Here is a 12,911-nt window from a genome sequence, read left to right on the forward strand (position 1 = left end):
CCAATTACGGCGGCATAGCCAAGTGGTAAGGCAGAGGTCTGCAAAACCTTTATCCCCGGTTCGAATCCGGGTGTCGCCTTTCTTTTGCCGGGGTGGTGGAATTGGCAGACACACAGGACTTAAAATCCTGCGGTAGGTGACTACCGTGCCGGTTCAAGTCCGGCCCTCGGCACCAATTTTACTTACAGGTTAAGTTGAATTGGTGTTTGTTCGTTTAAACTATAACTAATCATATTAATGATCTACTTGTGTAGATCATTTTTTTATTGCTTTGATTTATCATAAGCAGCTAAGTTCCGATACATGATCATAAAGCTGCTTGAGCCTTTATGTTTAGCTAAGTCTCTTAATACTTTTTTATTTTATATTTCCAAAAAAACTTTTTTGATATACGTTGACACTTTATAAAATCCATGATATATTTATATTCGTCGGTTAGATACGACGTAAAACTTGCCGGTGTGGCGGAATTGGCAGACGCGCACGACTCAAAATCGTGTTCCTTCTGGAGTGTCGGTTCGACCCCGACCACCGGTATACTGAAAAACCCGTTTCTTATGAAGAAACGGGTTTTTATTTTTTATATCATAGAAAGGAGCCTACCTTAATTGAGGCTCCTTTTTATCATTCAATCAGCGTATTGGTCTATGATCTCTTCTAACACCTCTTCAAGCCCTTCTGCATCTTCAAGCTCTGATTGGCTAAAGCGGACGCGTACGAGCTGTTCTCCGTCATTATACATCTCTTCCAGCCATCCTCGCAGTCCTCTTGCCCTGCGGTCGACTTCGAAAATAATGTCTAAACCGTTTTCGTCTAAAAGGAAAATAAGCTCTAACTCATCGAGCATCTGACGATAGTAGCCTGATGTCGGAATGAACTCAAATTCTTGAACAAACGGAAGGCGGCGTTGAAAGTAAGGCGCTTGTTCACAGTCTGCTTCGTTAAGACGGAAGCCCAGGTTTTCGATTGCTTCCAGCACACTTTCAATCCAAGGATGCGCTTCAACGAAAATGCGGTCATGGTCGGACTTATCGATACCGCCTTCGATATCAAGGTCTATTACCACAGCGACCTCTACTTTCCCTACAGTGATCGGTGTATCAAGAGGAAGGGTGAATGAGAACGGAAATTGATGCTCTTTTCCAGGCTGAATGGTGAATGAATCAGCAACCCGTAAAGAATGAATTGTAGCATATTTCCGATGCTCTTCATCGTCTTTTACAATGACGTACCGAGTATTAAGCTGTAAATCAATATAGCGGACGTCCTGAGCGATTTTTCCGCCTTTGACATGGACAGTCCCCCGTACTTCTTCTCCTGGATAATATGCGTCTTTCTCTATAATTGTATCCACTTTTGCAGCACCGATACCAGCACTTGCCGCAAGCTTCTTAAAAAATGACATGTTAGATCTTCCCCTTTTTCTTTTTCTCAACAGATATACGTAAGAAAGAGAAAAAAGATTCGTTTGATTCGTACTTTTTACCTATTATTCGTCCGGCCTAGGGACAGACTAAGAATAATATTGAAAACAAAGGAGCGGATTGAAATGGATAAAGAAAGTATGGTTGCTGATGAATTACACAGAATGTTTTTGGCTGGTGAGCTGCAAATCACGGTAGAGGAGGATATAAACAATATTTCCGAAAGGTTGAGAAACGGAGATCTCAGTTTAGACCGATTAAGCGGTGAAGACGCGTTTATAAAAGAAACTGTAAACGAGGCTTTAAGAAGAGTGGAGCAATAAAATGAAGAGACGGGATCTCAGAGATACCGTCTTTTTTGTATGACTTTGTTACAGTTCTCTGCAAGATAAAGTGAATCGATTTGAAATGGTTTATCCAGTAGCCAGCCTTTTTCCATCAGGAGGTCAGATAGTTCTCTATGCAGATGAACAGCTGCATCTAATTGATCATACAACGCTGTTCTGAGGTCGGGGTTAGTTGTTTCTGTTATTGCGACCATGTACTTTTTAATGCTGGTTTTTATTGTTGTTAAGCAAACAAGAATCATTATAGGTCTGGTAGAGACTAAGAAATCGTTCAATGGCTTCACCTCCTGTTATGTCAGGGATTTTATCTCCTAGATTTTCCTATTAAGTATTTAACCTTGTATCATGCATTTATACAAAATGCTATAATGAGTAACAAATTTTTCCGGGGAGTGGGATGATGAAACAGATTATTGCAATGGATGGCCGGGGTTTTTCGATGGAGCCGGAAAATTTGGCCCTCGATCAATACATCATCAATCAATCGGAACGGAAGCCGCCTCGCATTTGTTTTTTGCCGACGGCGAGCGGTGATTCCCAAAATTATGTTCAGCGATTTTATCATGCATTTCAAACACTGGATTGTGTGCCGTCTCATTTATCCTTATTTAAGCCGCCGTCAACAGATTTAACTTCTTTTGTTATGGAAAAGGACGTGATTTATGTTGGCGGGGGGAGTACGCGGAACATGCTTGTGCTGTGGAAGGAGTGGGGGCTGGATCTTATTCTTAGAGAGGCATGGAAGAACGGTGTGATTTTAGCTGGATTAAGTGCCGGTGCGATCTGCTGGTTTGAAGAAGGGGTGACAGATTCAGCCGGACCGCTGACAAGCATGAAAAGTTTAGGTTTTTTGCAAGGGAGCTTCTGTCCTCATTATGACGGTGAAAAGGATCGGAGACCGATATACCACCAGCTGATATCTAACGAATTCTTGTGCGATGGCTATGCGGCGGACGACGGAGCGGCTCTTCATTTCATAAATGAACAGCTGTTTCAGATAGTGAGTTCAAGACAGGATGCAAAGGCATATCGGGTGATGAAGGGTGAACATGACATATCTGAAACCCCGCTGCCCGTCAGATATTTAGGGTGAATTGGCTGAATATTTTCTACATTTCTCTTTTTTTCAGATTGTTTTTATGTTAAGATGAGTGCGAAATCAATAGTTACTGGGGGTGCCCGCTTTCGGGCTGAGAGAGAAGGTAAGCTTCTTAACCCTTTGGACCTGATCTGGTTCGTACCAGCGTGGGGAAGTAGAGGAATAGCTTTTATTATTGTCGTGTGGGCAATAATATGTTTCTTTCTGACTGCAACCGGGTTCATTATTTGAATCCGGTTTTTTGTGCTGGTTATGGGCTTGATTTTGTCCTTTCAAACGAAGAGAGGGGAAGGATCAGTGATGCAAAACGATTCAGTGCAGCAAGCCAACATTTCCATTATGTCGAGTTTTTCGGGGAGCAAGAAAGTGTATGTGGAGGGTTCTTCTTCGGACATTCAAGTGCCGATGAGGGAAATTGCATTAAGTCCGACGACTGGGTCGTTCGGCGAAGAGGAAAACGCGCCTGTGCGTGTTTATGATACAAGCGGACCGTATACGGATCCTGAGGTGACCATCAATATTCAAGAAGGATTAAAGCCTCTCCGCCAAAAATGGATCACAGAGCGCGGCGATGTCGAAGAATATGAAGGACGGGCGATAAAACCAGAAGATAACGGTTATAAAAAAGCAAATCCAAACGTAAGCTACCCAGGACTAAAGCGGAAACCGCTGAGGGCGAAAGCTGGCCAAAATGTCACTCAAATGCATTATGCCAAAAAGGGGATGATTACACCTGAGATGGAGTTTATCGCAATTCGCGAGCATGTGTCTCCTGAATTTGTCAGAGATGAGGTAGCAAGCGGCCGGGCGATCATTCCTTCAAATATTAATCACCCTGAAAGTGAACCAATGATTATCGGCCGGAATTTCCATGTGAAGATTAATGCGAATATCGGGAATTCAGCGGTTACGTCATCCATTGAAGAAGAAGTGGAAAAAATGACGTGGGCCATCCGCTGGGGAGCGGATACAATGATGGATCTTTCTACCGGAAAAGACATTCATACGACGCGTGAATGGATTATCCGCAATTGCCCTGTGCCTGTTGGAACTGTTCCGATTTATCAGGCGCTTGAAAAAGTAAACGGTGTAGCGGAGGATTTAACGTGGGAGATTTATCGTGATACACTGATCGAGCAGGCAGAGCAGGGAGTGGATTATTTTACGATACACGCTGGTGTTTTGCTTCGGTATGTGCCGCTGACTGCCAAACGGACAACTGGAATCGTGTCACGCGGGGGAGCGATTATGGCGCAGTGGTGTCTGGCTCATCATCAGGAAAGCTTTCTGTATACACATTTTGAAGAAATCTGCGAAATCATGAAAACGTATGATATTGCTTTTTCTCTTGGGGATGGTCTGCGTCCCGGATCAATCGCTGATGCCAATGACGAAGCGCAGTTTGCTGAATTAGAGACGCTTGGAGAGCTGACGCAAATTGCCTGGAAGCATGATGTTCAGGTAATGATTGAGGGACCGGGGCATGTGCCGATGCATAAAATCAAAGAGAACGTCGATAAACAAATGGACATTTGTAAAGAAGCGCCTTTTTACACCTTGGGGCCGCTGACGACAGATATTGCGCCGGGCTATGACCATATTACTTCAGCGATTGGAGCGGCGATGATCGGCTGGTATGGAACAGCAATGCTTTGTTATGTAACGCCCAAGGAGCATTTGGGACTGCCAAACCGTGATGATGTTCGTGAAGGGGTCATTACATATAAAATTGCTGCGCACGCGGCAGACCTTGCCAAAGGGCATCCCGGAGCACAAATACGGGATGATGCGTTATCGAAAGCCCGCTTTGAATTCCGCTGGCGAGATCAGTTTAATCTATCCCTTGACCCGGAAAGAGCGCTTGAATATCATGATGAAACCCTGCCGGCTGAAGGAGCAAAAACCGCTCATTTCTGTTCAATGTGCGGACCGAAGTTTTGCAGCATGAGAATTTCCCAGGATATTCGGGATTATGCGAAGGACAAAGATCTTAGTGAATGGGATGCCATTCAAGAGGGGATGAAAGAAAAAGCCGAAGAATTTGTGAATCAAGGCAGCCAGCTGTATAAATAATAGATTGACAGGCAAAATGGAATACGTTTTAATATAGTCAATATACATTTCCAGTATTTGCTGATCGGGACACCGAAGGCTCTTATCTTTTAGATAAGGGCCTTTTTTGTATGAAAAAGGAGGGATCATAGATGGGAATCAAAAAAGAGAAGGGGAGAAAACGATTCAGGAAGCGAAAAACATACGGGAATCAGATTTTGCCGCTTGAGATTCTGATTAAAAAAAACAAACGAGAGATTATGAACAGCGCGGAGCTTATGGAGGAAATTTATATAAAGATTGATGAGAAGCATACGGCAGTGCGTACAAAATATAAAAAAACCCGCTAATTAAAAGCGGGTTTTGCTTTTTTATTATTCATCTTTTTTAATCGGTAATCCAAGGCCTTCTGCTACGCGTTTTCCGTATTCAGGATCTGCTTTGTAGAAATGCTCGATTTGGCGAAGTTTGATTTCTTCTTTTTCTACCGGTTTCATGGCGTTAACGATATTTTCAACAAGGCGGGCACGCTCATCCTCGCTCATTAAACGATAGAGGTCACCGGCTTGTGTGTAGTGGTCGTTGTGATCGTAGCTTACGCTGTCAGCGATTCCTTGTATCGGATATGCGGCTTGTTTATCCTCTGGTGACTCTTTCGGACCGCCGAAGCTGTTAGGCTCGTAATACACAGATCCTCCGCCATTATTGTCAAAGCGCATTTGTCCGTCACGCTGATAATTGTTCACTTCGTTGCGTGCACGGTTGATTGGCAGCGCTTGATGGTTTGCACCGACACGGTAGCGGTGTGCATCATGATAAGCAAACAGCCGGCCTTGAAGCATTTTATCAGGAGAAACATCAATACCAGGCACAAGTGTTCCAGGTGAGAATGTCGCTTGTTCTACTTCTGCAAAGTAGTTTTCTGGATTTCTGTCTAGAACCATGCGTCCGACTTCGATTAACGGATAGTCTTTTTGAGACCAAACTTTTGTGACATCAAACGGATCGAAGCGATACGTATTTGCATCTTCTAAAGGCATGATTTGCACATATAGTTTCCATGCAGGGAAATCACCGTTTTCGATCGCGTTGAATAGATCCTCTGTATGGTAATCAGGGTTTTCACCGGCAATTTTAGCAGCCGTATTGACATCAAGGTTTTTCACGCCTTGTTCTGTTTTAAAGTGATATTTAATCCATACGCCTTCGCCTTCGGCATTTGTCCATTTGAATGTATGGCTTCCGAAGCCGTGCATGTGGCGAAGTGTCGCGGGAATTCCGCGGTCTGACATCAGAATTGTCACTTGGTGCAGTGATTCTGGTGAAAGTGACCAGAAATCCCATACAGCTGTAGGGTTTTTCAAGTGTGTTTTTGGATCTCTTTTTTGTGTATGGATGAAATCAGGGAACTTAATTGCATCGCGGATGAAGAATACCGGTGTATTGTTACCGACGATGTCGTAGTTTCCTTCTTCAGTATAAAATTTAACAGCAAATCCGCGCGGGTCGCGAACTGTGTCAGCCGAGCCAAGTTCACCGGCAACTGTTGAGAAACGAATGAACAACGGTGTGCGTTTGCCGACTTCAGATAGGAAAGCGGCTTTCGTGTATTTGGTTACATCGTTTGTCACTTCAAAATATCCGTGTGCGCCTGCACCCTTGGCGTGAACGACACGTTCTGGAACACGTTCTCTGTTGAAATGGGCCAATTTTTCGAGTAAATGTACATCTTGGATTAAAGTTGGTCCGCGAGAACCGGCAGTCATCGAATTTTGATTATCTCCAACTGGAGCGCCCCAGCTAGTTGTCAGTTTATTTGAACTCATGTGATCACCTCTTGGAATTTATAAAAACATAATATCATCTCTAAGTAAAAAGTCAATATTATTTTATAATTATTATAAAATAGTTATCTCTATTAAGCGATATCTAGTATTAAAAATGTTGATAAACCTTGTTATAACAGCCATTAAGGGAGAATAAAGCTTTTTGAAGAATAATTTCTTCCTCTCTATTTGCGAAACAAGCTGAGTAAGTGATAAACAAGGATGTTAAAAATCTCGTTTAAAAAGAGTTGACATATCGGAATAATTTGAATTAACATGATATTCAAACAAAAAAACAATTGGGCAGCTGATCGGACCGCCGAAGGCTCTCGTCTCTACAAAGAACAGAGATGGGGGCCTTTTTGTTTTTTAGAAGGCGGGGTTGGCAGAAAGAGAGGGATAAAAGTGGCTGTGACCATCAGCATCAAAGAAAAGACTTTTGTTCAAGAGGGCCGCAAAACAACGGTCTTGGAGAATATTCAATTATCAATCGCACCAGGTGAATTTCTAACACTCATCGGACCGAGCGGGTGCGGAAAAAGCACTCTGTTAAAGATTATTGCAGGACTTGATTCAGATTATGACGGGAGTGTTGAAGTTAACGGACGCAGTGTAACAGCTCCGGGGATTCAGCAAGGATTTATTTTTCAGGAGCACCGCCTCTTTCCCTGGCTGACGGTTGAGCAGAATATTGCCGCCGATTTGAACTTGAAAGATCCAACAGTCAAACAAAAGGTAGATGAACTGATCGAGATTGTCAGATTGAAGGGATCGGAGAAAGCATATCCGCGCGAGCTGTCAGGCGGTATGTCACAAAGAGTCGCTATCGCACGTGCTCTTTTGCGGGAGCCTGAGGTGCTGCTTTTAGATGAACCGTTTGGTGCGCTGGACGCTTTTACTAGAAAACACCTGCAGGACGTGCTGCTGGATATATGGCGGAGGAAAAAAACAACGATGATTCTCGTTACTCATGATATAGATGAATCTGTTTATTTAGGAAATGAGCTTGCGATCCTTAAAGCCAAACCGGGGAACATCCATAAGCTGATGCCCATTCATCTGGCATATCCGCGAAACCGGACGACTCCGGATTTCCAAGCGATCAGACAGAAAGTACTGTCTGAATTCGAGAAAACAGAAGATCTAGAGCACGCTGAAGGATCAGGGATATAGAAAGGGCGGAAGCAGAAATGAAAAAAAGACTCATTGTATTGGTTACCGTTTTTTTTCTGCTGGCAGGCTGCGGAGCAAATGGAGCCAGCGGTGACAATAAACAATTGAAAGAAATTCGAATCGGTATTCAGCAAAGCTTAAGCCCGCTTTTGATTGCGAAGGAGAAAGGCTGGTTTGAAGATGCATTTGAAAAAGAAGGCATCAAAGTGAAATGGGTGGAGTTTCAAAGCGGTCCGCCCCAATTTGAAGGCCTTGCGGCAGACAAACTTGATTTTTCTCAAGTCGGCAATTCGCCTGTGATCTCAGGACAGGCGGCAGGCATTGATTTTAAAGAAATCGGTTTATCTCAGGACGGTTTGAAAGCGAACGGCATCCTTGTGAATCCAGACAGCGGCATTCAGGACGTCAAGGACTTAATGGGAAAAAAAATTGCAGTCGCCAAAGGCAGCAGCGGTTTTGATTTTCTGTATAAAGCACTTGATCAAGCGGGATTGACAGCTAATGATGTGACGATCATTCAGCTTCAGCCTGATGAAGCGGCCTCCGCGTTTGAAAACGGATCTGTTGATGCCTGGTCCATTTGGGAGCCGTACTTGTCTTTAGAAACAATCAAACACGGAGCAAAAATCCTTGTGAACGGGGAAAGCACAGATTTATATTCACCCGGATTTACTTTAGTAAGAACAAAGTTTGCGGAAGAGCACCCGGACGAAGTGGTCCGTTTTCTGAAGGTCTTTAATAAGGCTGTTGTGTGGCAAAAGGAACATCTGGATGAATCCGCTGACTTGTATGCAGACATTAAAGATCTCGATAAAAAGGTCGTCGAAAATGTGCTGAAAAATACTGAGCCTCTGAATGAGGTCATCAGTGACGACATTGTGAAAGCGCAGCAGGAGACAGCAGATTTTCAATATCGAACGAAGGCGATAGACAAGAAGATTGATGTGAAAGAGGTTGTAGATAACACATTTATTAAAAAAGCATTAAAGGAAAATTCCTCCGGAGGTGATCAATGATGAAAGCAGAGGCTGCAGGCTCGCTGCCGAAGACGAATGCGGAAGCGGTGCGAAAAAAGCCCGGAAGGATAAAATACGGCTGGATGAAGGGACTTTTGCTGCCCGCTGTCATCATCGCCATTTGGCAGATCATTGGCGGCCTTGGAATTATGTCCGCTACAGTGCTGCCCACACCCGTTGCAATCGTCCTGACGTTTAAAGAGCTTATTTTGTCCGGTGAGCTGTTCGGCCATCTGCAAATCAGTATCTATCGTGCGGCGCTTGGTTTTTTGCTTGGCGCGGGGCTTGGCTTGATGATCGGGATTTTGGCCGGATTCTCCAAACGGACGGAGCTTTATCTTGATCCGTCATTGCAAATGCTCAGAACCGTTCCCCATCTGGCGGTCACGCCGCTGTTTATTTTATGGTTCGGTTTTGATGAGGTATCTAAAATTTTGCTGATTGCGCTCGGCGCTTTCTTTCCTGTCTATATCAATACATTTAACGGCATCCGCGGGGTTGACGCGAAGCTGTTTGAAGTCGCCCGGGTGCTTGAATTTAAATGGCATCAGCAGATTTCCAAAGTGATATTGCCGGCATCCCTGCCGAATATACTGCTCGGCATTCGCTTATCGCTCGGCATTGCATGGCTCGGACTTGTTGTAGCAGAGCTGATGGGCTCAAGCTCAGGAGTCGGTTATATGATCATGGATGCTAGACAGTTTTCACAAACGAACAAAGTGTTTGCTGGGATTATCATTTTTGCAGTGGTTGGAAAGCTGACGGATTCCTTTGTCAGGCTGCTTGAACGAAAACTATTAAAGTGGAGAAACAGTTACGAAGGGTAATATACGTGAAAGGGAGATGGAAATGGAAATTCTTTGGTTTATACCGACTCATGGAGACGCGAGATATTTAGGATCTGAAAGCAATGGACGGACTGCGGATCATCTTTATTTTAAACAAGTGGCGCAGGCGGCTGACAGGCTGGGGTATACGGGTGTTCTTCTGCCCACGGGAAGATCGTGCGAGGATCCGTGGCTTACAGCATCGGCTTTGGCAGGAGAAACAAAGGACTTAAAGTTTTTAATCGCAGTAAGACCCGGTTTAATGCAGCCTTCTTTAGCAGCCAGAATGACGTCCACCTTAGACCGCATTTCAGACGGCCGGCTGCTGATCAATGTTGTGGCAGGAGGCGATCCGTACGAATTGGCTGGAGATGGCCTGTTTATCAGCCATGATGAACGCTATGAAGCGACAGACGAGTTTTTAACCGTTTGGCGGAGACTTTTGCAGGGAGAAACGGTTTCCTATGAAGGAAATCATATAAAAGTGGAAAACAGCAATCTGCTCTTCCCGCCGCAGCAAGCGCCGCATCCGCCTATCTATTTCGGAGGATCGTCACAGGCAGGGATTGAAGCTGCGGCAAAGCATACTGATGTGTATTTAACATGGGGCGAGCCGCCTGAACAAGTAAAAGAAAAGATTGAGAGAGTCAAAAAGCAGGCGGAAAAAGAGGGGAGATCCGTTCGATTCGGCATTAGGCTGCATGTCATTGCCCGTGAAACCGAACAAGAGGCTTGGGAAGCGGCTGAACGCTTGATCAGCCACTTAGATGATGACACCATTGCCAAAGCACAGGCAGCTTTGAGCCGTTACGATTCTTCAGGCCAGCAGCGGATGGCCGTCCTTCATCAAGGCGATCGGTCGAAGCTTGAAATCAGTCCGAATCTGTGGGCGGGGATCGGCCTGGTAAGAGGCGGAGCAGGAACAGCTCTTGTCGGTGATCCGCAGACGATTGCCGACAGGATAGCGGAGTACCAGGCACTCGGTATAGAATCGTTTATTTTCTCAGGCTATCCGCATTTAGAAGAAGCGTATTATTTTGCAGAGCTTGTGTTTCCGCTTTTGCCTTTTGAAAATGAACGGACGAGAAAGCTTCAGAACAAAAGGGGTGAAGCCGTCGGGAACACTTATTTTGTCAAAGAAAAAAATGAGTCGGTCTAAGTAAAATACAGCCCCCGAACATGGTATTCAAAAAAGGGGGCTGTTATTCTGAACACATTGATAAGCCATCAGTCATTTGCCTGTTAGCTATGCTGTGAGCATGCGGATATTCAAAGCAGACGGAAATCAAAGCGGGCGGACATATCAGGTTTTGAAAAAACAGAATGACTGTTGCAGCTTCACAGGATTCACTGCTGATAATATCAGTGAAGGTATTTCTCCAGCTGGGAACATTATCAAAATGGAGAGCTTGTTAGAGATTGGTCCGGTAAGTGCAGATTATTCAGAGGAAAAACCCGATACATAACAATTTGTTTATTTTGAAATGAAGAGGGAGACGGAAAGAATAAACGCAACACTGTTCATTTTGGCATTGCGGATAAACAGGGAAATGCGCGGCCAGTTCATCGGTGAAACGTAATGATAGCGCAACAGAGGAAATGACTCAGAATATTTCATCGCGGAACCGACTTTTTCTAGAGACCTGTTTTGATCGGCAGCAGTATAAAAGGGACGGGCGAGCCCGTGCACCCCATCTGAATATAAAAAAGAGCTTATTAAGCATTATGATACCTTACCCTATGATGTAGAATTGCATCATTAGAAATGGGCAGCTTCAGGCAGTTGTTTTACAAAGCGTTATGCTTGCTTTTATGTATGGTGAATGATACATTTTAAATCGTAATAATTTCGATTTAAAAAAAGGAGGCTACGTCTTGGCTAAAAAATCAAAAGTGGCAAAAGAGTTAAAACGCCAACAGCTTGTTGAACAATACGCTGCTATTAGACGCGAGTTAAAAGAAAAAGGAGATTACGAGGCACTCAGCAAGCTGCCGAGAGATTCTGCACCGGGAAGGCTCCATAATCGCTGCATGGTAACGGGGCGCCCGAGAGGATATATGAGGAAATTTAAAATGTCCAGAATCGCTTTTAGGGAGCTGGCACATAAAGGCCAGATTCCCGGTGTCAAAAAAGCAAGCTGGTAAGAAAAACTCCGGCCGCTTATAGCGCGCCGGAGTTTTTTTCGTTTTTCTTGAAAGAGATGACGTAGGATAGGTGCTGGATGATCATGATGACAAACACAATAATAATAGGGAAAAATGGAACACGGGACTGAAACAGCGGATAAAAAATGAGAAGAACCGCTGCGGCAGGTAGCGAGAAGTAGACGGCGATATATGATGCGCGGCATGCTTTTGCCGTCATCATCTGCTCTCTTTCATCCTGCTCTTCAAACTCATCAGGCAGAAGAAGCTTTTTTGAAGCAGGGCGGCTTTTCTTCTGTAAGTACAAATAAACCGCAGACGCCGCAACAAACAGAATAAAGGGAGTGAGGTTTAATTCAAACACCATCTCGCCGCTCTTTGTGCGGAAAAAGGATGCAATGCCTTCTGAAGCTTCAAAGTATGCAATTAACGTCCAGCATGCAAGGCCAAATAAAACAAGTTGAAAAGCTGCTTTTGTTTTCATGCTCATCTTAGTTTTCCTCCTCTAACCAAAAGACATCCTCCATTTTCATGGAGAAGGCTTTGCAGATTTTCAGTGCTAACAACAGTGAGGGAACATAATCACCTTTTTCGATAGCTGCCACAGTCTGTCTTGTGGCGCCGACCGTTTCTCCGAGTTTTTCCTGAGAATAGCCGAAGCGTGCCCTTAGCTCTTTTACTTTATTTTTCATCATGACGTCTGTCCCCTTCACATTCTCGATTAATTATATTGTATACTATACTTAACATTATGTAAATGTGACTTAACATCTTTACAAAAAGAAAACTTTTTTTCGACAAAATTTTTATATTCCCTTGACGAAAAAATAATAAACGTGTAATATTAGACAAGTCAGAGCGGTAATGTTACTGACAAAACACAAATGCGGGTGTAGTTTAGTGGTAAAACCTCAGCCTTCCAAGCTGATGTCGTGAGTTCGATTCTCATCACCCGCTCCATACATACGTTATTAACGCAGTGTTTCGTTTCTTAGATAAACG

Annotated in this window: 14 protein-coding genes, 5 tRNA genes, 1 pseudogene and 1 riboswitch (1 of these 21 running past the window's edge); of the genes and pseudogenes, 15 read left to right on the forward strand and 5 right to left on the reverse strand. The window is 44.1% G+C overall.

The genetic code is table 11. The features are described 5' to 3' along the window. From M0696_RS04965 to M0696_RS04980, 4 genes are all read left to right on the forward strand, one after another. Positions 1–3: transfer RNA gene (locus tag M0696_RS04965), tRNA-Gly, on the forward strand; it begins 72 nt to the left of the window's first position. A 5-nt stretch (positions 4–8) separates the two neighbouring features. After that, positions 9–79, forward strand: a tRNA-Cys gene (locus M0696_RS04970). A gap of 7 nt (positions 80–86) precedes the next feature. Next, positions 87–175, forward strand: a tRNA-Leu gene (locus tag M0696_RS04975). Positions 176–455: 280 nt separating this feature from the next. Next, positions 456–537 (forward strand) — tRNA-Leu (locus M0696_RS04980). A 91-nt stretch (positions 538–628) separates the two neighbouring features. Here the strand turns inward: M0696_RS04980 and M0696_RS04985 are convergent. Beyond that, positions 629–1,405, reverse strand: a complete 777-nt coding sequence (locus tag M0696_RS04985) for a sporulation protein (RefSeq protein ID WP_248602560.1) — start codon at positions 1,403–1,405, stop codon at positions 629–631. Positions 1,406–1,543: 138 nt separating this feature from the next. On the opposite strand from M0696_RS04985, the gene M0696_RS04990 reads away from it, so the two are divergent. Further along, a complete protein-coding gene (locus M0696_RS04990) occupies positions 1,544–1,747 on the forward strand; it encodes a hypothetical protein (protein WP_072566821.1) in 204 nt (67 codons plus the stop codon). A 17-nt stretch (positions 1,748–1,764) separates the two neighbouring features. On the opposite strand, the gene M0696_RS04995 is transcribed toward M0696_RS04990, so the two are convergent. Further along, complete coding sequence (locus M0696_RS04995; RefSeq protein ID WP_248602561.1) at positions 1,765–2,046, reverse strand: spore coat protein; 282 nt, start codon at positions 2,044–2,046, stop codon at positions 1,765–1,767. Positions 2,047–2,171: 125 nt separating this feature from the next. On the opposite strand from M0696_RS04995, the gene M0696_RS05000 reads away from it, so the two are divergent. The 3 genes from M0696_RS05000 (at position 2,172) to M0696_RS05010 (ending at position 5,272) form a co-directional block, all read left to right on the forward strand. Further along, complete coding sequence (locus tag M0696_RS05000) at positions 2,172–2,864, forward strand: Type 1 glutamine amidotransferase-like domain-containing protein (RefSeq protein ID WP_248602756.1); 693 nt, start codon at positions 2,172–2,174, stop codon at positions 2,862–2,864. 68 nt (positions 2,865–2,932) lie between these two features. Continuing rightward, positions 2,933–3,040: riboswitch (TPP riboswitch) on the forward strand. 130 nt (positions 3,041–3,170) lie between these two features. Beyond that, positions 3,171–4,943: a phosphomethylpyrimidine synthase ThiC gene (gene thiC, locus M0696_RS05005; RefSeq protein ID WP_248602757.1), complete on the forward strand. Its 1,773-nt coding sequence runs from the start codon at positions 3,171–3,173 to the stop codon at positions 4,941–4,943. Positions 4,944–5,074: 131 nt separating this feature from the next. After that, a complete protein-coding gene (locus M0696_RS05010; protein ID WP_222142473.1) occupies positions 5,075–5,272 on the forward strand; it encodes an FbpB family small basic protein in 198 nt (65 codons plus the stop codon). Between the two features lie 24 nt (positions 5,273–5,296). Here M0696_RS05010 and katA read toward each other — a convergent pair whose 3' ends face one another. Beyond that, on the reverse strand, positions 5,297–6,748 hold the full coding sequence (katA, locus tag M0696_RS05015) for a catalase KatA (RefSeq protein ID WP_222142474.1): 1,452 nt from the start codon (positions 6,746–6,748) through the stop codon (positions 5,297–5,299). 405 nt (positions 6,749–7,153) lie between these two features. Here katA and M0696_RS05020 point away from each other — a divergent pair, with 405 nt between their 5' ends. From M0696_RS05020 to rpsN, 6 genes and pseudogenes are all read left to right on the forward strand, one after another. Continuing rightward, positions 7,154–7,921 (forward strand): ABC transporter ATP-binding protein, encoded by a 768-nt coding sequence (locus M0696_RS05020; protein WP_222142475.1) that lies wholly within the window; start codon positions 7,154–7,156, stop codon positions 7,919–7,921. Between the two features lie 17 nt (positions 7,922–7,938). After that, positions 7,939–8,937: an aliphatic sulfonate ABC transporter substrate-binding protein gene (locus M0696_RS05025; protein WP_222142476.1), complete on the forward strand. Its 999-nt coding sequence runs from the start codon at positions 7,939–7,941 to the stop codon at positions 8,935–8,937. Next, on the forward strand, positions 8,934–9,764 hold the full coding sequence (locus M0696_RS05030; RefSeq protein WP_222142477.1) for an ABC transporter permease: 831 nt from the start codon (positions 8,934–8,936) through the stop codon (positions 9,762–9,764). Before M0696_RS05025 ends, M0696_RS05030 begins: the two co-directional genes overlap by 4 nt. Before the next feature lie 22 nt (positions 9,765–9,786). Beyond that, positions 9,787–10,923, forward strand: coding sequence for an FMNH2-dependent alkanesulfonate monooxygenase (ssuD, locus tag M0696_RS05035; protein ID WP_222142478.1), 1,137 nt, complete (start codon positions 9,787–9,789; stop codon positions 10,921–10,923). Positions 10,924–11,048: 125 nt separating this feature from the next. Beyond that, a pseudogene (locus M0696_RS05040) lies at positions 11,049–11,527 on the forward strand (hypothetical protein). A gap of 112 nt (positions 11,528–11,639) precedes the next feature. Continuing rightward, a complete protein-coding gene (rpsN, locus tag M0696_RS05045; protein ID WP_019257859.1) occupies positions 11,640–11,909 on the forward strand; it encodes a 30S ribosomal protein S14 in 270 nt (89 codons plus the stop codon). 16 nt (positions 11,910–11,925) lie between these two features. Here the strand turns inward: rpsN and M0696_RS05050 are convergent, their stop codons facing one another. Continuing rightward, positions 11,926–12,399, reverse strand: a complete 474-nt coding sequence (locus tag M0696_RS05050) for a hypothetical protein (RefSeq protein WP_166853840.1) — start codon at positions 12,397–12,399, stop codon at positions 11,926–11,928. 1 nt (position 12,400) lies between these two features. Then, a complete protein-coding gene (locus tag M0696_RS05055; RefSeq protein ID WP_166854703.1) occupies positions 12,401–12,601 on the reverse strand; it encodes a helix-turn-helix transcriptional regulator in 201 nt (66 codons plus the stop codon). A 194-nt stretch (positions 12,602–12,795) separates the two neighbouring features. On the opposite strand from M0696_RS05055, the gene M0696_RS05060 reads away from it, so the two are divergent. Continuing rightward, positions 12,796–12,869: transfer RNA gene (locus tag M0696_RS05060), tRNA-Gly, on the forward strand. Positions 12,870–12,911 lie beyond the last annotated feature (42 nt).

Origin of the sequence: Bacillus rugosus (assembly GCF_023238245.1) — a bacterium.
GTDB lineage: Bacteria > Bacillota > Bacilli > Bacillales > Bacillaceae > Bacillus > Bacillus rugosus.

Coding starts and splice junctions, on each gene's coding strand:
- M0696_RS04985 (WP_248602560.1), bottom strand. CDS start 1,405: ATGTCATTTTTTAAGAAGCTTGCGGCAAGTGCTGGTATCGGTGCTGCA.
- M0696_RS05000 (WP_248602756.1), top strand. CDS start 2,172: ATGAAACAGATTATTGCAATGGATGGCCGGGGTTTTTCGATGGAGCCG.
- thiC (WP_248602757.1), top strand. CDS start 3,171: ATGCAAAACGATTCAGTGCAGCAAGCCAACATTTCCATTATGTCGAGT.
- M0696_RS05010 (WP_222142473.1), top strand. CDS start 5,075: ATGGGAATCAAAAAAGAGAAGGGGAGAAAACGATTCAGGAAGCGAAAA.
- katA (WP_222142474.1), bottom strand. CDS start 6,748: ATGAGTTCAAATAAACTGACAACTAGCTGGGGCGCTCCAGTTGGAGAT.
- M0696_RS05025 (WP_222142476.1), top strand. CDS start 7,939: ATGAAAAAAAGACTCATTGTATTGGTTACCGTTTTTTTTCTGCTGGCA.
- M0696_RS05030 (WP_222142477.1), top strand. CDS start 8,934: ATGATGAAAGCAGAGGCTGCAGGCTCGCTGCCGAAGACGAATGCGGAA.
- ssuD (WP_222142478.1), top strand. CDS start 9,787: ATGGAAATTCTTTGGTTTATACCGACTCATGGAGACGCGAGATATTTA.
- M0696_RS05050 (WP_166853840.1), bottom strand. CDS start 12,399: ATGAGCATGAAAACAAAAGCAGCTTTTCAACTTGTTTTATTTGGCCTT.
- M0696_RS05055 (WP_166854703.1), bottom strand. CDS start 12,601: ATGAAAAATAAAGTAAAAGAGCTAAGGGCACGCTTCGGCTATTCTCAG.